This is a genomic window from Campylobacter concisus (assembly GCF_015230035.1).
In the GTDB taxonomy this organism is placed as follows: Bacteria; Campylobacterota; Campylobacteria; order Campylobacterales; family Campylobacteraceae; genus Campylobacter_A; species Campylobacter_A concisus_BK.
This window is the reverse complement of the sequence record NZ_JAAKZD010000005.1, coordinates 58,517-79,361: the sequence shown is the minus strand read 5'-3', so window position 1 is coordinate 79,361 and position 20,845 is coordinate 58,517. Positions and strand designations below refer to the sequence as shown.

Here is a 20,845-nt window from a genome sequence, read left to right as displayed (position 1 = left end):
GTAAGGTTAAAATAATGAAAGAAAATGCTATATATATCCCTAATTTAAATATCTGCGTTAAAGATTTCTACATAAAAGATAAAAAAGTATTTTTAGTAAATTTTGATGATAGCGTTTCTACTTCTGATTATTCATTTTCTAATTTTCAAACAAACTATGTATTTAACACTGAAACTAATATTTGCTACATTCAAAAAAATGATTTACTTCCAAATTTAGGTATATATGAATATCAATTTAATTTTTTAATGGGTCTTTCTGCGATACTTATAGCATTTTCTTTTCTTATTGGGTTAATTATAGTCGGAGCTACACGATGATTGAAGTTTTCAATAATGATGTTTTTAATTATTTCTTAAATATTTTTGCTCTCTTTTTTGTTCCTATATTCGTATACGTCATAGCTCTCTCTTTCGTTAAGTAGTTTTTTATAGCACGCGAAGCGTTTTACACTTCATTTTTTTCGCAGAATAAAAATGAAGCGACAACCGCAGGGCGTCAGGTATTAAATTTTTTAAAGGTTTAAATTTATGAAAATAATAAAATCATTTTTCCTTTTATTTTCTATGCTTTTTTCTTTTTCATCTGCTTATGCCGATGTTTGTATTCAGCCATTTTATTTTTCTCCAAAAATTTCTTTTCTTTATGAAAAAGGTGGCTATAAAGTTTTTAAACGTGGTAATTCTCTTTTTTACGTTATTGATTCAGAGATTGTTCAAAGTCCTGAACCTACTTGTTACACCGTTTCTGATGGTGAGCATTTTATTTATGATGGAAAATTATATAATATAACTGGTAATACTACTTATCGACATCCTGATGATTCAGAACATGATTTTCTTGGTAATTCTCTTTCTTTTTCTCCATTTTATCGTTATAACTGTTCTGATGATGAAGTTTTAAATTTAGAAACTAAAAAGTGTGAACCAGAGCAAAAACGCCCTGATTGGTGTCCTAAACCTATGATTTACAATGAAAGAAAGGTTGAGCTTCTTTTAAGAGATAAAATTGTTGAAGAGTGTCTCCCTGATCCTAAGATTGATGAAGCTGATTGTAAAAAAAGAAATATGTATTTTCATGGTTGTGATGATAGTCTTAGTGGTTATGAATTATCAACTTGTATGAGTATTCCTAGCGGTTGTTATGCCTCTAAAACTATCGATCATTTTAAAGCTGAAATAAAGCTTGAAAATGATCTTTTCATTATGGGCGGATTTATGATCCCTTTGCCTATTAATGCTATTAAAAATGGTCTTACTTCTTTGGGCTCTTTTTTTAAAGGTCTTTTCTCTGGTGGTGCTAAGCCTACTAATTTAAATTTATTAGAGTATCGCCCCCAAATAGTTGATATTAAAGCTACTAAGGCTGGTCCTGAGCCAGTTTTTGATTTTAAGCCAGTTGATGACTCCGCTATTGCTTTAAATAATACCTTTAGAGAAACTGGCAAGATTGATCCTACTGCTTCAACTTCATCAAATATTATAAAATCTCCACAAAAATTAGCCGATGTTTCGCCGAATTTAAGAAAATTTGATTTGCCAAAGGATGCTTCAGTTTCCAAAATTGAGAACAATACTATTGTTACCGCAAAGCTTAAAGATATATCTAAGCCTATTCCTACAAAAGAGATCACTGTTCCAAATGAAGTTAAAAAAATAAATCTTGATTATGATCTAAATACTATGTTTAAGGCTTCTGATAAACCTACTCCAAATTTGCCTATGACGATTAAGCAAACAAGCAATGCTGGCAACAAGACAACCTATAAAGGCAATATTGTTACGCCTGATAATAGCGTTATTGATGTTGATGTTGTTGAGACTTCTAATCCAAGTGGCTCTAAAGTTCAAGATGTAACTTATTCTTATATTTATAAGACCCCAAGCGGTAGTAGCAAATTTTCAACTGGCTATGTTGTCACTATTGATTCAAGCAATAAATTGACTAATTCTATTCCAAAAGATAGCACATCAACAAGTTCATCTGGTGGTAGTTCGTCTAATTCAAGTAGTGGCGGTTCATCATCTACTACTACACCTTCCCAGCCTACCCAGTCTATCGATTTAAGCTCTTTGGAGCAAGCTATAAATAGAAATAGTGCCAAGCTTGATACAATAAACGATACTTTGACTTCTATAAAAAATCAACAGCAAGAGCAATGGAGTTATGAGCCTAATATTAATACTGCCACTTCTTTTGCTTCTTTACAAAGCGAGCTTACTAAATTTGATGTGTCTGTTAATGATGCCTTTAATTTTCTTAACAATTTTAAGGGCGACATTGATAATTTAATGAATAACTTTAACGAGTCGCTTGATATTATTAATAAAGGCATTGATTCCCCTGATATTCCTAAAGGCACTTGTCCTTTTACTATTAGTGGTCCAACTCCTGGTAGCAACACTAAGAATTTATTTGAGATTGATCCTTGTCGTTTCGTTGCTCCTTATAAGTCTATTCTTACTTTATTTTTCACGATTTGGTTTAGCTTCGAGATCATTATGTTTTCTTTGAAATATCTTTTTAAGGTAGGTGGTGAATCATGAAATGGTTAATCGGTGCCGTTGGTGGGTTTATAGTTAATTTTATTGAATTCCTGGTAAAGAAAATTGGCATAAGAAATACAATTTTAGCTTTTATAGTCCCTATTTATGCTTCATTTGTAGCTTTTCTTATCGCTTTTGCTGGATATGCCATTTTATTTATTATGAAAATTTGGAATTTACTTAGGGAATATATCCCTAAAATGTTTGATTATGGCTCTAGCGTTAGCGGTTCTTTTGGCGGCTTGCCTAATCAAACTGTTTTAAATTCTGCTATGGAATTTTTGCACCAAAGTGGTTTAGCTTCTGCTTTTTCGACTGCGATGACTTTGTTTATATCTATTCTTAGCTTGTTCTTTGCCTTACAACTCTACAAGGTTATCTTGTATGTTAGGGCTAATATGACAAAGATCATAACCGATCTATTAACCTTAATGATTAGATAGCATGCTTAGCTTAATTATTGGTCCGCCACGTTCTGGAAAAACATATAAAGCCGTTCATCTTATTAATGATGAATATGAATTGCACTTAAAAGGCGAATCAAAGTATAGATTTATTTACACTAATATCAATGGTTTAAAATTTGATCATTTTGATGGCTTTGTAAAACAATATGATAAAAATGATTTTCTTACCGCAGTTAGTCAAGAATATACGCTTAGCTCTCAATACGAAAATGGCTTTTTAGACAATGTAGATAATTATGATGAATATGCTTTAAAAAGTGGCATATATGAAAATTATCATCATTGTTTAATAGTCCTTGACGAAGCTTATAACACCTTTTCGAAAACGTTTAATGAGAGCTTGGGTAGGTTTTTAAGCTATCACGGACATTTTGGGATCGATATTATCTTTCTTTTCCAGTCTAAACGTCAGACAAATAGAGAGTATTTAGTTCATACAGAACTAATGTATATGGCTCAGCCTAGCGGTAAAAGGCTTTTTAGCAAGCTTTTTAAGTATAAAGTTTATAGCACTTCATCGCAGGTAAATGATAACCTTATTAATTCCGAGAATTTGAAATTTAATCAAAAAATATCAGATTTATATAGTAGTGGCTCAAAAGAAATTTATAAAAGCTATGCAACTAAAAAGATTTTATTTTTATTAGCTTTCATAGTTTTTTCTTATTTGATTTATAAATTCCTCGAGCCTAAGCACGAGCCAGCTCAATCAACTAAACAAGAAACTAGGTTTGTTGATTTAAATACTTCTGATTCTAAAGAGCCTAAAACAATTTCAAATAGTGTAGATAATTCAGATATTAACACCACTATTTTTAACGATAATAAAATCTATCTAAGGATAACTTGTTTTCCAAGCGGTTGTAAATTTAGAAATTACGCTATTGATTTATCTTTAGATAGCTTTTTGGAGCTTCTTTCTTCTTCTAACTGCCATATATTCTTACATGATAAGAAGTCAGGCAACTACATTGATTACTTTGTTTCTTGTAATGCAGAATTTGAAAGAGTTTTAAAAGGTCTAGAAAATTCATCACAAAGGGTTTGCAATGAAAAATCTCCACAAACTGATTCTAGTTCTATGTTTCCTACTCACAAGTAGTTTATCTGCCTTAGAATATCGAAATATTACTTTTAACGATTTCTTGGGCGAGATTAGTTCTATAACTGGTAAAAATATTGTTATTAGTGGCAATGTTGATACTAACTTTGATGTGTTTTTACCTACGCTTGATTTAAGCAATACCGATACTTTTTCTAAGTTGCTTAAAGATATTTTAAATGTTAATGGGCTTGACTATCTAATTCAAGATAGCGTTTTATTAATATACAATCCAAAAGTTGAAGATAAGCCAGTTTTGAAAGACTACATAATAAAATTTAAGCACATATCCAAAGAAGATGTTGTATCTGCCTTGTCTTTGTTTAGTGAAAATATAAAATACACTGTTTATAGTGATAGGATATTGCTTATTACTACTGAAAGCCAGTATAAGATTATTGATAATCTTATTAATGGGCTTGATACTAGCTATCAATTACGACAGCTTAGCTTTACTATTATTAGCACAGATAACACAAAGCTTAAAGAGATTGGACCACGTATAGAATCTATCTTAAGTCCTTTAGATCATTTCTACTTTAAAATTATTACCAACGTTCTTACGGTCGATAGCACCAAAGTTAATAAAGATTCTGTCACCAGTCTTATAAATTTACTTAAAGAAAAGGGCGTTTCTGATCTGATCTATAATCCTAGAGTTACTGTTATTGATAATAAAGATAGCGTAATTGAGAGCGTTATAAAAACCCCTATTCAAAAATCATCAATCGATATTCAAAATAGTCAAAGCATTACTACTAACCAAGTTGAATATCAAGATGTTGGCTTAAAGCTTTATATTTCGAGTGTCTTGATTACTAATGATAGTGTTAGTTTTACTTTGGATCTATATATTGAAAATTTGCTTGATGATACATTGACCCCTAGAATTTCAAGTAGGCATCTAAAGACAAATGTTTATCTTACTGATACAAATTCATTTCTTATTGGCGGTATTAATAGCAAAGAAACGATTAAATCAACAAAGACTATTCCATTTATTGAAAATATTCCTATTCTTGGCGATATAACGACTTATAAAAGCGAAAAAACTAGCGATTATAGCTTTAGCATATTTATTACTATGTTACCATCTGAGAAAGATATTTTTTCAGAGTTTTATTACGATCCAGCAGATAAACACATTGCTTTAGAACGCTATTTGACGAGCGCAGCGCGCAACGCAAAAGGGGCCCCACGTAGTGGGGAATGAGCGTGCGCTCTTGGCTAAATATAATATAATTGTGTAACCTAGGTTAATAAGATGTATGGTATTAGTGAAACCGATAAAATCTTTTTAAAAACTAAGCTAGAAAATCAAAAGAAATTTCTTGATAGCAATTTCTTTATGATAAATGGCGAGTATGTTCCTTACTCTAATTTTTATTTTTCTAGTTGGCATAACTCAAACAGATATATTGCTGAACTTAATAACCGAGTAGCTAGCCTTAATGATTATGCTCTAAGTCAAGGTCTTTGCCCTATTTTTGCAGTTTTTACCTTGCCCAGTGAGTATCATAGACAAAAGCTTATAACTCTTAAGAGTGGTAAGAAAAAGCTTGTTTATAATAAAAAGTTTATCGATGATGAAGATCATAGCGTTAGCGCAGGTGCTAGTAAGCTTCAAGCTTTGGTTAGAAGCATTATGAATTCATTGCATTTTAGAAGCTTATCAAAAAATCAAAGATGTTTTATAACTACTAAAGAACCGCACTTAGACGGAACTTGTCATTTAAATTTGCTTGTTTTTGTCCCTAAAGAAAATTTGGATAAGTGCGTTTCTGCTATTAAAAGTCGTTTTTTAGATACTCATAGCAGGGTTGAAACTGATATTAAAAACGCTACTTCGTATGTTATGAAATATATTTTTAAAACTCTTGATGATTTACGCCAAAATCCTGATTTGGATAACTTGACCGATATTAGCTACTGGTATTTAAAGCATAAAATTAGGCGTTTTACAATGTCAAGAACGTTTGTAAGTCTTGAAATTTATAGAAAACTAAACGGCAGTATTGACCTAATATCTCTTACTAAAAACTATAATAAAGGCTTGGTTACTGTTGTCGTTGATCCTGATACTAGGAAACCTTTAAAAATATTTGATGAATTTGGCGATCTTTGGCAAAAAATTAGGATTATTAAAGATAGCAATACTATTAAACGATATGAGGATGCAAGCGATGAAATAAAGAGCTTTGGCAATACTCTAAAACAAAAGCAGGTATTGAAAATTTGCGATGAATTGTTTAAGACCGAGAAAAGAGTTAAGCCAGTAAGTAAAATGCGAGATTACGAGCTAGTTAATTACTATCAAGGCTTGGGCGGTGATGTAAATGTTCAACACTTGGCTTATGTTGAAAATTTAATGCTTGATAGAAATTTGGACAACTTCACGCACTATCACAAAAAACATGATCTAAATGCCCCTGACATTGATAGCTTTGTAGATAGATGTTTAATTTGTAATGAGTTTTAAGGAGTATATTATGAAAAATTTATTAGTTGATTGTTCTTGTTATCCTTATTGTTTTTTCCCACAATTAGGTTTATGTATTGTTGTAGAAGAATTTGAGTTATATGATTATGAAGATTTTGATGATACCTCTTTTAAAACTTATTATTCTTTTTCTGAATATGGGTTATGTGATTTTTCTTGTTTTGATGATCTTCTTGATGCTTTTGCTAAAAAATTTGATTATGATTGTTTTAAGCTAATTTAATGGTTTGTAATGAGTTTTAACTATGCAAAACGTTAAATTTAAATACTATGCCGATTTATATCTTAAGCTCGGTAAGTCTGAATGGAAATTATCGACGTATTGCAAGAATAAGGGCATTGTAAAAAATAGGCTAAATGTTTTCTTTGATTTAGATATTTACGAAATAAAGCCTAGCGTTATTCGTTTGTGGTTAAATTCAATTCAAGACGTTTCTAATAAAAGCAAGAAGCATTATTTGAATTCTCTATCTATGATCTTAAAGCTTGCTCTGGAAGATGAAATTATTGATAAAAATCCTATCATACATATTAAAAGCATAGTTCATAAAACACCAAGAATAGAGCCTTTTACTAGCCAGCAGGTAAATGATATTCTAAGATTATCTACTAGATATAATGATAAATTTCAAATTTTTTTATATGTTGGTTTTTTTACTGGCATGCGAACTGGCGAGATATTATCTTTAAAAATGAAAGATGTTGATTTAGAAAATAGGGTTATAAATATTAATTCTACTCGCTCCAGATTTGGCGAGAATACACCAAAAACCATTTATTCAATTAGAACTATACCTATTCTTGATAATTTGTATAATAAGCTTAAAAAATATGTTGAGAATTACCAGGATAATATTTATCTTTTACAAACTCAATATAACGAACCTTACCGAGATACTGGCGTTTTTACTTCTGATTTTTGGAAACCTATTTTAGATGAGTTAAATTTACCATATAGGCGACTTTATAACATGCGACATACTTATGCTACTTCTATGCTTTATGGTAATTATGTTACTCCAGTAGAGTTATCAAAGCTTTTGGGGCATTCTACTCCTAAGATGGTTTATGATGTCTATGTAAATTATCTTAATTCAAACTTAAAAGATTTTAAACGAGATATTTCGATTTATTAATTTGGGTCGGCATAGGGATTTTTTTATTTTATAAATTTGTTATTAAATGCCGTATTTTTGGGGTTTGTGGCGGACAGAGAGGGATTTGAACCCTCGAGCCCCGATTAAGAGCTGCACCCTTAGCAGGGGTGTGGTTTCAGCCGCTCACCCATCTGTCCACGTTCATGAAAAATTTTATTAAAAAGAAATGGTGGTTAGAGGCAGAATCGAACTGCCGACACGCAGATTTTCAGTCTGCTGCTCTACCGACTGAGCTATCCAACCACCTTGATAAAAGAAATTGGATTATACATTTTAAATATTTAAACTAAGTTTAAAAATCCAAAAGATGCTTTATTTTTAAAATTAGGCTATAAATTTATAGCCTAATGAGATTAAATTTAATGCAAATCAACTACACTTACATCTTTATCTATCTCGATAAAAAATGTTTGTGCGCTTGCTCCGCTACCATATACGCCTTTATAGACTTGATTTACAGCGTGACCACTTGCATCAACTGCTACTTTGTTGTATTCATCTCCGATAACGCTATGTTTTGAATTTAACATCGTTACTTCATCATTTGTTGCTTGTGTAAAGATAGTTCCTTTGCCTTTTAGGGCTACTATGTCGTCGCTGTCGCCAAAGATTTTTAGCACTGTGTTGATATTTTCTGTGCCAGCCTTGCCCGTTATCTTTGTGACCCTTGAGTCGATGATATCCAGCACGCTTTTGGCGTCTAGTCCTATAGAAACCGCTTGGTCGCTTGTGCCTAACTGTATGCGCTCAAAGCTTTCTAAATTTTTGTCAAGGTTGGCTACTTTACTAAGATCAACATCATCTACAAAGATAAGTGTATCTATGCCGCCTTTGCCGTCCATTGGCTTGCCATTATAGACAAAGGCATCGTTTAGGTTGCTTCCTACGGTCTCTGTTGCGTCATGTTTTAACTGCACAATGTTGTTAAAGTCGTTTGTATCATCTCCGTAGTATTTGCCATCTCTTTGGATGATCTTGTGAAATTTATTTGTTTCATGATCTATAAAGCCATTTTGCTCTAGTGCTTTTACGTAGTTATCGCTAAAAAGATGCGTGCCACTGCCAGCAGAACCTATGATCTTATAGTTAGCGTCGCTCTCCCCAGCCTTTTTTATAGCAACATCTAAATTTACATCTCTATCATCATCAACATATTGGATGTTTATTTTATGAAAGCCTTTTTCTAGGGTGAAATTTTGACTTTTATTGCGATCGCCAGCCCATGTATTATTTTTAAAACCTTGACCCGCTATGTCTATACTAAAAGCTGACTCATATTGACTAGCTTTTATGGTATATGTGCCAGTCTCTTTTATATATATCCAACCCTGCATTCTCATTATGAGATCGGTTCCTACTGGCTCTGCTTCTAGTAGCATGTAGTTTCCAGTGTGATTTACATTGTATTTTGTGTCAGTGTGGTCGGTATCGCTTGCGTTTGGTGAGTGGCCGACCCTTGCCATATCTTTCATATTTAGCTCACCTTTTTTTGGTTTTGTTTCTGGGAGGTCCCAGTCTTTGCCTGATCTAAATGTCACTTCATTAAAAGTTGTGGTAGCACTTACGTTTGTCCAGTCAGCCCATTCACTATAGTGATTTTTTACATGAAGCCCCCAGCCACCACTGTAAGTTGGATTGTCTCCGCCTCTTATCCAGCCTTTGCTTCTACAATAGTTGTTAAAATCTTTATTTGCACAGTCATAAAACCACATATCCACATCAAGGCCGCTGTTTGAGATCATTGAGACGGTTTGGACTGACATATTGCCAGCGTCATCTAGCCTTTTTACGATGAAATTTTTGCTACCGCTGGTTAGTGTCGTTAGAAATTCGCCTTCATATTTTAGGTCAGTTAGTGGCAAAATTTGTTTAGATGAGTTATTTACATCGACGACATCTACCTTTATAGACGTCTTGTCTTCTACTCTGTTTGGCGCGTCTGCCTCACCACCAAAGGTCACTTTGTAGCTTTGACCTGAGCCAGACTTTGAGCCACCAAAGCTTGGCTCTTTTAGTCCATCTGGCGTCGCATCAAGATCAACTGCGATGGTTAAATTTTCACTTCGTCTTTCTACGCCATTTTTATCTACATAGGTAGCGTCTATGATGTGGTGCGCCCTATCTAGCTTTACACCAGCTGCTTCAAAGTCAGCTACTACGACATTATCTTTGATATTTGCGTAAAAGCTATTTTTTACAACGCCAGCTTCGTCTTTTATCTCAATGAGCACTTTGCCGTCGTCGCCACCAGTAGTTATGTCTGTGTCTTTTTGCGCGATACCAAATTTGATCATCGGACTTTCGTCGTTTGTGAGGGCGATCTTGTAGTTTATGCGTTCGTTAAATGTATCGTCAAATTTACTTGTTGAGATGATGTGCTCGAAGTCTTTTTCGAGTAGGTATTTGGCTGGGTTGCTCGCTCCGCCATCTACTGAGGTAACTAGCTTAACGTCATCCACATAGTCAAGAATGCCAAATTTAAACAATCTACCACTAGAAGAGCCAGTGAAAATTTTGGTGCCATCTCTTACAAGGTCTATATCAACAAGAGTTGGCTTGCTGGTATTTACTGGCACATCCTTGAGTAAGAAACGACTGCCATTTACTAGCTGAATATCTGTTGGATCGTCTTTATTTACTACTTTGATGTATTCGTCTGTAAGTGTTTTGGTTTTGGCTTCATACTCGATGTCTGGGTCTGGCTTTTTCTCGTATGTGGTGAGAGTTTCGCCTGGTTTTGCCTCTTTTATGATGTAGGTTTTTATCTCTTGTTTATTTGTATTTGGATTTAGCACGGAGACTTTTAGCTCGTCGCCTACTTTAGCTGTGCTTGGGATCGAGGCTAGGACGTCTGAGCCTGTGATGGTGACGCCGTTTGTGCCGTCTATCAGTCCGTCGCCATCTATATCTTTTATAAATTTAGCCTTTGGCTTGTCGTCAAATACTATAAACTGGCTGTCAGTTGCACCTTCGTTGCCAAACTGGTCGATGACTGTTGTGTCTATGCTAGTTTTTACTCCATTTTTGATAGGCGCGTTGATCTTAAATTTCCCACTACTTGCGTCTATCTCGTTGCCATCAGGTGCTATGACTTTGCCATTTTCGCCGATAGTAAATTCTTTTGTTTCTGTGTTTCCATCTGGGTTTGTTATGGCTACTCTTATCTTTTCGTTTGGTTTGCTTTGAGTTGGGATACTTATGGTTACTTCAGTTTTGTCGCTATCATTGCCGTAGCCATTTTCAAATGTATCAAGCTTGTTGTCGCTCTTGCCATCTACATTTGGGAGGTTTTTGCTAAATTCTATCTTGGCCGATCTTGTAGGTGGTGTGATGTCGGTAGCTGCGGTATTTTCGTTGGATTCTATTGAGCCATCGTTTTTGGTGATTTCAGTTTTTATAGTGGCATTTGTGCCCTCGCTGATAGGTATCTTTACGCCTGGGACTATAAATTTACCATTTTCGATAGGTATAGGTGTATGGCTTGGATCATTTGGGTCATAGACGCTTTTTTTATCAGGGCTTAGGATAAATTCTTTTGGCGTTGGTGTGCCACTGCCTGTATCTATGGTAACTTTTACGCTCTCACCTGGCTTCATGGTGTTTGGTAGATGGATATCTACGCTTGATTCGCTATTTTTTAGCTCGGATTTGCTGATAACGCCGTCGTTATTGGTATCAGCGCTTAGTGTCGCTTCGGCTTTGTTGCTTATGGTGTTTGGCTTTTGCTTGATCACGCCTTCGTTGCCAAAGCGGTCTATAAACTGAGTTTTGATCACAGTGCCTGGCGTGATAGTGGCACCATTTGGCACATCAAATTCCATAGCACCTTTGCCATTTGGTTTTAATGGATAGACATTGCCAGCTTCGTCGGTGGCAGTGTTGTTTGCTTTGTTTATGGTGTAAATTTTAGTAACCGTGTCGCCGTTTGCATCCGTGACTATAGACTTAATCTTGTCGCCACTTTTCATATCGTCAGGCACTAGAAATTTCACGTCAGTTTTTACAGAGTCCTCTCCTACGCCCATTTCGGTAGCGTCTATCACGCCATCGCCATTTTTGTCTATGCTAAGTGTCGCGCTTACTTTTGATGCTGGCGGAACGTCGTTTGTCTCAATCTTTAAATTTGAACCACTTTCGTGTCCGTTTTTATCAACTAAATTTACAGCGATATCTATAGGCTTGCCATTTGGGATCTCGACATCTGGGATCTTTGCTTTGCCATTAGCAAGTGGCACTGAGATAAAAGTAGGTGCTGTTGGGGTTGAGGTAGGCGCTGGCACTGGCGATCCGTTATCATCTACTTGAACGAGTTTGCTACTTGTAAGATCGATCTTGTATTTTAGAGTTTGTGAGCCGCTTTTTATCTTGATGATATCGCCATCTTTTGCAGCTGGTGGCAAAGTGACAACCACAGGAGTGTAAAATTTATTGTTATTTTTTGTAGTTTCAGGTGAAGCTAAAATTTCGTTTTTATCTAAAAGGCCATCTTTGTTTGTGTCAGCTTCGAGGAAAAATTTAGGGACATTATCGATAAATGGCACACTTGGTTTTGTAGCTTGTGCTGGCGCACCTTTTACAGATGAGACTGGAGCGTTAAAAAACTTTTCAGAGTTTATAATTTCACGTAGTGCGTGCTTTACGTTATCAAAGATATTTGTATAGTGACCGCTTTTGCTAAAGCCTGCGTTATTTAGCGATGCTTGACTAGATAAATTTGATCCGCCGTGGTGGATGTTGCTCTCGTTCTCGTTGTTTTCATACTCTGCACCTTTTTCATCTTTTTGTAGACCAGGGATGACGAGCTCGCCGTTTTGCTCAACAAAGACATTTGTTGTCCTAAAAGTAGAGTTAAAGCCGATGTTCGCAACCTCGCCATCATCAAAAACGATCCTTACTTTGGCATCTACAGCTGTTTTTATGATATCGCCTAAAAATATCTCATCGCCTTTGCGAAGCACTCTTGTGCTCCCATCTGGTGAGATGGCTATGACTTCGCCTACTATTTGTTTAACGATGGCTATTTTTAAGGCTACGATATGCATTTTTATCCCTTTGTGATATTTTTAAATTTATTTTAAATCGACAATTTTCATTAAAAGTTTATAGTTTTAAGATTAATTATTTTATTTAAGTTTTATATAAAGACCTAGATATTCTTATCATAAATTAAATTTATTCATATTTTCCTTATTTTAGTGATTTATGGATATTTTTTAGAGTAAATTTTATTTTAGTATATAATAAAAATTATTATTTGTGAAGCATTATTTCTAGGGATGTTTATGAAAATTTAAGCTAACTAGCTCAAAAAAGCGGATTTTAAACTATAAAATTTAAATTTTATGATTTTAGCTTAAATGTTTATTAAGCTAAGAAGTGACAGAAATTTATTTAAATTCAAAAGATTTAATGCACCAAATTTACTACACTTACATCTTTATCTATCTCGATAAAAAATGTTTGTGCGCCAGCTCCGCTACCATATACGCCTTTATAGACTTGATTTACAGTGTGACCACTTGCATCAACTGCTACTTGGTTGTGTGTATCGCCTAAAGCGCTATGTTTTAAATTTAGTGCCGCTACTTCGCTGTCTGTTGCTTGCGTGAAGATAGTTCATTTGCCCTCTAGCGCTACTTTGTCGTTATTGTCGCCTTTGATCTTTAGCACGGTATTTACACTTTTTAGCCCACCATCTGTTACTTGTGCGTCTATGATATCAAGCACGCTTTTGGCATCCAGTCCTATGGAGACCGCCTGAGTGCTCTTGCTACCAAGCTGTAAAATTTCAAAGCTCTTTAGTTTATCATTTAGGTCAGCCACTCTGCTAAGATCGATATTTTCAGTAAAGATGAGCGTATCAACGCCACCTTTTGCGTCTATTTGGTCACCGTCATAGATAAATTTATTATCTTTGTCATCCCCCTCGCGTGTAAATTTAACGCCTTTATCTATCTCAACGAAAAATGTCCTTGTGTTAGCTCCATCGGTATATGTGCCTTTATAGACTTGATTTACCGCGTGATCCATGCCGTGTATCGTTGCATTTGCACTTGCATTGTAAGTTACATTGCTGTGATTAGGGTAGGTTTTGCTACCGCTATTATCTGTGACTTCGACTTTATTAAATTCATCGCCCGCGACTTGACTGTGTTTCCAGTTTAGCATCGTCACTTCCTCATCAGTTGCTTTTGAGAAGCTTCCTATGAGTTTTACCGCGTCACTTTCATCGCCTGTTATTTTTAAGACTGTATTTATGCTTTTTGTGCCTTGTATCTCTTTTTTCGTGCCGCTTGTTTCGATGGTCGTGGCGGTCTCTTTTGAATCAACGATGTCAAGTATGTTTTTTGAATTTAGAGTGAGGGCAACCGCTTCATTATCCTTACCTAGTTGCAACCTCTCAAAGCTTTTTAGTTTATCTTTTACATCTATGTTGCTAAGGTCGGTATTTGCTGTAAAGATGAGCGTATCTACTCCATCTTTTGCGTCTATAGGTTTGGTGGCATTATATGTAAAGGTGTCGTCGTAGTTGCGCTCTTGCGCTACGGTCTTGACATTTTTGTCTATCTCAATAAAAAATGTCTTTAACTCGCCATCTTTTACGTATGTGCCTTTATAGACTTGATTGACCGCATGTCCATTCGTATCTACTTCTACTTTGTTATAGCTATCCCCTATGGCTTTGCTATGCTTCCAGTTTAGTAAAGTCACCTCTTCTTTCGTTGCTAATTCAAATTTATTAACTCCAGAATTTATAAGTTTTACTATGTCGCCATCCTTACCTGCTATCTTTAAAACTGTATTTACACTCTCTGTTCCAGGTATAGTTCTTAAGGTTGAGTATTCGCCCTCTGTTATCTTTGTCGTTTTTGAGTCTATGATGTCAAGAACGCTTTTTGCGTTTAATGCGATTGAAACGTTTTGGCTCTCTGTGCCTAGTTGCAGGCGTTCAAAGCTTTTTAGTTTATCCTTTAGATTATTTACTTCGCTAAGGTCTATATCTTCAACAAATATCAGCTTATCTACGCCACCTTTTGCGTCTATATTCTTGCCGTTATAGATAAATATATCGTTTAGGTTGCTACCTTCAAGAGCATCTGTGTTGTGTTTTAGGTGTATTACTTTGTTAAAATCATCTGGATCATTGCCATAGCCATTTAGTGCTTTTCTGTAGCCATTTGCATCAGCTCTGCTGACATATCCTTTATCTTCCAAAGCTTTCACATAGCTATCACTAAAAAGATGTGTGCCGCTTCCTTGTGAGCCTATTATTTTATACGTGCTATCTTTTTTAATAGCGATATCAAAATTTAGATCTGTTCTTTGATCAATGTAGTCAATATTTATTTTATGAAAGCCTTTTTCAAGGTGAAAACTAGCTTCTGTCTTATGTTTGCCATAACCACCAGACCACCAAGCGCCTTGCAATTCATGATTTGATATTTTAAGGCTTGCTAGGTCTTGATAGTATTGCAATTTTAATAAGTAGTTGGCTGTTTCACTTACATATATCCAGCCGCTCATATGCATGATAAGGTCTGTTCCTACTGTCTCAGCTTCCAGTAATGTATAGTTTCCTTTAAAATTTTCTAAATAATCTTCTCTGTATTTTCCAGAGGCATCTTTTTTCGAATAATCTACTGGATAATTTTCTGTATCTACCGTATAGGGATCTAATCCATATGTATCTGTTTTGCTTGCATCTGGAGAATGCCCAACCCTTGCCATATCATTTGTATTTAGCTCACCTGAGTGTGGTCTAGTCCAAGATCTATTATAATCTTGACCTGATCTAAAAGTAACTTGACTAAATGTAGTAGTTGCACTAACACCAGCCCACTCCATCCATTCTTTATAGTGATGCTTTACATAAAATAAATTTGCACTATCTGTTTGTAAAAATGGTCCAGGATACATAAATTTATTTATAAATTCTTTATTCGTACAATCATAAAACCACATATCAACATCAAGGCCTTTGTTTGCCACCATAGTTACGGTTTGAACGGCTAAATTTCCCGCATCATCTAGTCTTTCTACGATGTAGTTTTTGCTGCCTGTGTTTTGCGCTACGTTAAAGCTTCCAGAGTAGCTTAAATTTCTATCAAGTGTCAGTGTCGTCTTCTCAGATGTCTCAGCGTCTATGACCTCTACATCTTTTGATTTTTCATCGTGTGGATTATTTGCAGCTTCGCCCTTGCCGCTAAAATTTATAGCGTAGCTACCAGAGCCGTTTTTTATATTATCAAAGTCAGATTCTATTAGCTTGTCAGGCTTTGAGTCAAGATCGACTGTGATAGTTAGGTTATCATCTCTTTGAGGCACGCCGTCAGTCCCCACGTAGGTAGCGTCTATGATGTGGTGAGTTCTATCTAGCTTTTTGCCAGCTTTTTCAAAGTCTGCTATGACGGTGTTGTTTTCGATCTTGGCTATAAAGCTATCGCTTATATTCCCGTTTTCGTCTTTTATCTCGATTAGCACGTAGCCTTTGCCGTCACTTGTGGTATCAGGCTTATTTATACCAAATTTAATGTATGGCTGTTCGTCATTTGTAAGAGCGATGTTGTAGTTTATCTTTTGGGTTGAATTTGACTCATACTGGCTTGTCGAGATGATGTGCTCGTAGTCCTCTTCGTTTAGGTATTTTGCAGAGTGGATATCAGCATTATCTATCTTTGTAACAAGCTTTACATCGTCTATATAGTCAAGCACTCCAAAGGCAAATAGCCTACCACTTGAAGTGCCAGAGATTGCACTCCCGTCATCTTTTATAAGGGTCGCATCGACTAAGGTCGGGCGCTTGCTACTTACCGTCACGTCTGGTATGGTGATAGCACCGTCACTTATCACTTTTATATCGCTTGGATCTTTTTTGTTTATCATATGCACGCCATCATCGTCTAGGATGTAGCTCACGGTTGATTGTTTGTTTGTAAGTGGGTTTAGGATGCTTATCTTTAGCTCATCTTTTGGCACTGCGCTACTTGGGAGATAGACCTTTACATCAGAGGTCGTTATAGCTCCAGTGGTGTCATCTATGAGCCCATCTCCGTCAGCGTCTTTGACAAATTTAGCCACTGGGCTGTCGCTAAATTTTATCTCATTTGTATCGCTCTCGCCTTTGTTGCCAGCCTTGTCCATCATGGTCGTCGTTATGCTTGTGGTTTTGCCATGCTCTATTGGCACTGTGATCTTAAATTTGCCGTCATTTAGTGGCACTTCATTGTGATCAGGGGCGATTATCTTGCCATTAGTGTATGTATAGACCTTGTGCATTTTACTGCCGTCTGGGTTGGTGACATCGATGGCTATCTTATCGCCTTCTTTTATCACGCTTGGGATTTTTATAGAGGCCTCAGTTTTTGTTGGATCGCCGTCATTGTATCTGTTTTCTGAAGTGTCTATCTTGCCATCTGGTGTTCTATTACTAGAGCCCAAGTCACTATCAAAGCTTATCTTGGCTGATTTTACAGGTGGAGCTACTACGACGCTTGGGGTGGTTTGGCTGCTTGTGCCATTTGGTTTTGGCGTGCCATGCTCGTCATTAACCGTTGTGCTTATAGATACACTTGAGCCAGGTGTCACTGGCACGCTTACGCCTGGCACTTCAAATTTACCATTAACTATTGGCACAACTATGCTTGGGTTATTTTTATCATAGACGCTTGTGCCATTGTCGCTTACGACAAATTCTTTTGGTGAGCCACCTATGTTTATAGTGACGCTCTCCTTTGGCTTTATGGTGCGAGGTAAATTTATCTCAACCTTTGAAGTGCCGTCTCCTATCTCGTCGCTACTTATCAGCCCATCGCCGTTTTTATCGGCTGTTAGCGTCACTTTGACGGTGTCACTTACGCTGCTGCTTGGCGTAGTGCTTGTGGCTGAGACGTTGCCAAATTTATCAACTACGCCAGTTTCTATGCTGCTTCCTGCTGTGATGTTTGCGATATTTGGCACGCTAAAGCTAACCGCGCCATTTTCATCGGTTGTAAATGTATAGGTGTTGCCGTCTTCGTCGGTTGCCGTGCCATTTTCTTTATCTAGCGTAAATTTCTTCTCGACTGGCGGTTTGCCCGGTTCATTTAGCTTAAACGTGATCTTATCTCCAGTGCTAAGCTCATCAGGCACTATAAATTTCATACCGCTAGTTTGCGTGCCGCTACCATACCCTAGCTCGGTCGCATCTATCACGCCGTCGCCATTTTTATCAAGATCAAGCGTGGCTGTCACTTTTGAGATGGCTGGCGTGTCGTTTAGCTCATAAGTAGTTGGCGGCGCGGTAAATGTCCTGCCTCCAGTGGTGTATGAGCTTGTCACGGTCGTTTTGCCATGGTTTAAAATTTCAACCCCAGTGATCTCTGCTTTACCATTTACGATAGGTATAGGAGGTGCTCCAGTAGGCGTGCCGGTACTATCAACTGGGATTAGCTCGTTTGTTATCGTATTTACTTTGTAGTTGCTAGTTTTGCCACCACCTTTCATATTTGTCTTTATCGTGATGATGTCGCCATTTTTAGCAACGTCTGGGATATCAACCCCTATGCTTGTGATGATTTTCTTGCCATCAGGAGTTTTTGGTAGTGAGTTTAGCTGCGCTCCTCCTAAAAAGCCTTTTTTCTCGCCAGTGTCGCTTGTAAGGTTGAAATTTAGCACGATGTTTGGCTCTGGCGGTGTAAAATTTAGGTTTTGACCGCCAAATCCAGCGTAAGAGACCCCGCCGATCTTAGCCTCGCCAACTGGCCATTTGACCTCGTCATGCCTAGCTTCAAGAGCGCGCAAACCAGTGTAGAAGTCGTAGATATTTGAGTAGTGGCCACCTAGTTCAAATTTGATGCCACCACTACCCACTGAGGCGAAATTGTGCGATGATGAGCCGTGAGAAGATAGCTCTTGATGGGAGATTTGATCATCGTCATTTGCGTGTTCTTTGTGATTTTCAAGGATGTTTGCGTTTTTTGGGATGACTAGCTCGCCCTTATGCTCAGCAAAGACATTTATAGTGTGAAATACCGAGCTAAAGCCGACATAAGCCTTTTCGCCGTCATCAAAAACAATGGTAAGGTTCGAGTTTTCGCTCGTTTTTATATCATCACCAAGGTAAATTTCATCGTCTTTGTGTAGCACCCTCATAGTGCCGTCCCTGCTTATGGCGATGGCTTCACCCTTGATCTTTTTGATAACGCCGATCCTTATGGCGTCAAAATTTGGCATTTTTTCATCCCTGTAAAATGTGTGTATTGTAATATCGGAAAAATTTACTAAATTTTTATATAAGAAAAAATAAATTTTTATCTAAACTAAAAAAATAACAAGAGTGATTTTTGTAAAAGCTGTTAAAGAGCCCTTATAAACTCTTTAAATTTATCTCCTCGCTCGGCGTAGCTCTTAAACTGATCAAGGCTCGCAGCTGCTGGGCTTAGAAGCGCTATCTCGCCACTTTTAAGCTCTTTGCTTATCTCATTTACAGCGTTTTGTAAAAAGTCGCATTTTATGGCAGGCACGTTAAATTTAGCAGCTAAATTCATAAGCTTGTCGCTATTTGAGCCGATGGCGTAAATTTTGACTTTAAGATCCTTTAAAATCTCAAATAGCTCATCCATGCTAACGCCCTTGTCGTCGCCGCCTAAGATTAGGTGCATGAAGTGATCCTTGTAGCGTTTTACAGCTTGAATGCTCGCATCTATGTTGGTCGCTTTTGTGTCATTTACCCAGGTTCTGCCCTTGTTATCAGTAAATTCTTCGAGCTTGTTTGCTTCAATAACAAATGTGTTTAAAAGCCCCACATCGCAGCGGTCAAATAAAATTTTCTCCACCGCAAGTGCCAGTAGTGCGTCAAGCAAAAACGGCGTTTTAAAGGCTATATCGCCTAAATTTACACCACAAAATTTAGCCAAGTCGCTCTCATCCTTATAGGCGATCACTTTGGCCTTTGTAGGCGTTTTAGCATAAATTTCAGGCACGATAGCTACGCTTGTTTCGCTCATGCTAGCAAGCGGCTTAAGTTTTGCCTTTTCATACTCGCTCATGTTGCCATGCCAGCTTAGATGGTCTGGAGTGATCGGCAAAAGCACGTAGATGCCAGGTGTTGCGCGGTTTGTGTAGTGCAGGGTAAATGAGCTAGTCTCAAGTATCCAAATTTTAGCGTGCGGGTTTAAATTTGCTAGCGCGATGCCGACATTTCCGCCCATGACTGAGCCTTTGCTCTCTAGCAGGTGCTGCATCATCTTTGTGGTCGTCGTCTTGCCGTTTGTGCCGCTGATCCAGACGTTAAATGGCAGATGCGCCTTGTAAATTTCATAAAAATAGTCATATTCGCTGATCAAATTTTTAGCTTTTTTGATAAGCTCGTGGTGAGGCGGTATGCCAGGGCTTGGTATCTCTAGGCCGCTTTTTGCTGGGTCAAATTCGCTAACTGGCAAAAGAGCGTTGCCAAACTCGTCCTTAGAAATTTCGCTAAATTTATCATCATATATATCCCAAAAGCCGTCATTTACGAAGTTTTTAGCGATCGCCTTTGTCGTGCCACCATAGCCAAATAGTGATTTTCTCATACTTTTATCCTCTTTTGCCCCATAAAATTTCTACTATCTCGTTAGCACTTAGCTCACGCATCACGCCATCTATCTCGCGGCGATCAAAGAGCTCAAAGCTAAATGTTTTGGCAAAATTTAGCTTTAAAAACTCTGCAAAATAAGCACCCTTGCAAGCAAATGTCACTCTTACATAAAATGCCTCTAAAAAATCATCATCAAATTCAGGCACAGGCGCCAACATGCGCTCCACGATCTGCCTAAGCTCGTCTTTTGTTATATCAGGCACCACTTTTGGCTCTGGCAAAGCGATATCAAAGGCGAGATTTTCAGCGCCTTCAGCCTCCCACCACTCGTGCAGGCTAAATTTACTCATATCTTTGCCGCTTATCTTGGCTAAACGCTGCTCTACCTTGCGGTACTCTTCGCCGTCCTCATCGCCAAATTCGTCGCAATAGTCGGTGTAGGCTAAAATTTGCTCCAAAATTTCATCATATTTTTTTCTAGCAGCTTCAAAGTCAGGTTCTATCTGCGCTCGCATGA

Annotated in this window: 12 protein-coding genes and 2 tRNA genes; 8 read left to right on the top strand and 6 right to left on the bottom strand. The window is 36.9% G+C overall.

Annotation, left to right across the window (positions count from 1 at the left end; genetic code table 11):
• The first annotated feature begins 14 nt into the window (after nt 1-14).
• From G6W41_RS04520 to G6W41_RS04485, 8 genes are all read left to right on the top strand, one after another.
• The gene (locus tag G6W41_RS04520; RefSeq protein ID WP_021088407.1) at nt 15-320 is read left to right on the top strand and encodes a hypothetical protein; all 306 of its coding nucleotides are present in this window, start codon (nt 15-17) and stop codon (nt 318-320) included.
• Nucleotides 321-530: 210 nt separating this feature from the next.
• A complete protein-coding gene (locus G6W41_RS04515) occupies nt 531-2,546 on the top strand; it encodes a hypothetical protein (protein ID WP_194170755.1) in 2,016 nt (671 codons plus the stop codon).
• Nucleotides 2,543-2,989 carry a hypothetical protein gene (locus G6W41_RS04510; RefSeq protein ID WP_194170754.1) on the top strand — a complete coding sequence of 149 codons (447 nt, stop codon included), beginning with the start codon at nt 2,543-2,545 and terminating at the stop codon, nt 2,987-2,989. The genes G6W41_RS04515 and G6W41_RS04510 overlap by 4 nt, the downstream gene beginning before the upstream one ends.
• A gap of 1 nt (nt 2,990) precedes the next feature.
• A complete protein-coding gene (locus G6W41_RS04505; RefSeq protein WP_103630529.1) occupies nt 2,991-4,115 on the top strand; it encodes a zonular occludens toxin domain-containing protein in 1,125 nt (374 codons plus the stop codon).
• Nucleotides 4,063-5,328 (top strand): type II secretion system protein GspD, encoded by a 1,266-nt coding sequence (locus G6W41_RS04500; RefSeq protein WP_194170753.1) that lies wholly within the window; start codon nt 4,063-4,065, stop codon nt 5,326-5,328. The genes G6W41_RS04505 and G6W41_RS04500 overlap by 53 nt, the downstream gene beginning before the upstream one ends.
• 51 nt (nt 5,329-5,379) lie before the next feature.
• The gene (locus G6W41_RS04495) at nt 5,380-6,594 is read left to right on the top strand and encodes a hypothetical protein (RefSeq protein WP_194170752.1); all 1,215 of its coding nucleotides are present in this window, start codon (nt 5,380-5,382) and stop codon (nt 6,592-6,594) included.
• Nucleotides 6,595-6,604: 10 nt separating this feature from the next.
• Entirely contained in the window at nt 6,605-6,838 is a 234-nt protein-coding gene (locus tag G6W41_RS04490; RefSeq protein WP_194170751.1) for a hypothetical protein, read from the top strand.
• 22 nt (nt 6,839-6,860) lie between these two features.
• On the top strand, nt 6,861-7,751 hold the full coding sequence (locus G6W41_RS04485; protein WP_194170750.1) for a tyrosine-type recombinase/integrase: 891 nt from the start codon (nt 6,861-6,863) through the stop codon (nt 7,749-7,751).
• Nucleotides 7,752-7,818: 67 nt separating this feature from the next.
• Here the strand turns inward: G6W41_RS04485 and G6W41_RS04480 are convergent.
• From G6W41_RS04480 to G6W41_RS04455, 6 genes are all read right to left on the bottom strand, one after another.
• A tRNA-Ser gene (locus G6W41_RS04480) sits at nt 7,819-7,909 on the bottom strand.
• A 30-nt stretch (nt 7,910-7,939) separates the two neighbouring features.
• Nucleotides 7,940-8,015, bottom strand: a tRNA-Phe gene (locus G6W41_RS04475).
• A 116-nt stretch (nt 8,016-8,131) separates the two neighbouring features.
• Entirely contained in the window at nt 8,132-12,814 is a 4,683-nt protein-coding gene (locus G6W41_RS04470; RefSeq protein ID WP_194170749.1) for a hypothetical protein, read from the bottom strand.
• A 574-nt stretch (nt 12,815-13,388) separates the two neighbouring features.
• Nucleotides 13,389-18,983 (bottom strand): hypothetical protein, encoded by a 5,595-nt coding sequence (locus G6W41_RS04465; RefSeq protein ID WP_242039902.1) that lies wholly within the window; start codon nt 18,981-18,983, stop codon nt 13,389-13,391.
• A gap of 122 nt (nt 18,984-19,105) precedes the next feature.
• A complete protein-coding gene (murD, locus tag G6W41_RS04460) occupies nt 19,106-20,323 on the bottom strand; it encodes a UDP-N-acetylmuramoyl-L-alanine--D-glutamate ligase (RefSeq protein WP_194170748.1) in 1,218 nt (405 codons plus the stop codon).
• A gap of 4 nt (nt 20,324-20,327) precedes the next feature.
• The gene (locus tag G6W41_RS04455) at nt 20,328-20,843 is read right to left on the bottom strand and encodes a hypothetical protein (protein ID WP_194170747.1); all 516 of its coding nucleotides are present in this window, start codon (nt 20,841-20,843) and stop codon (nt 20,328-20,330) included.
• Between the last annotated feature and the right edge of the window lie 2 nt (nt 20,844-20,845).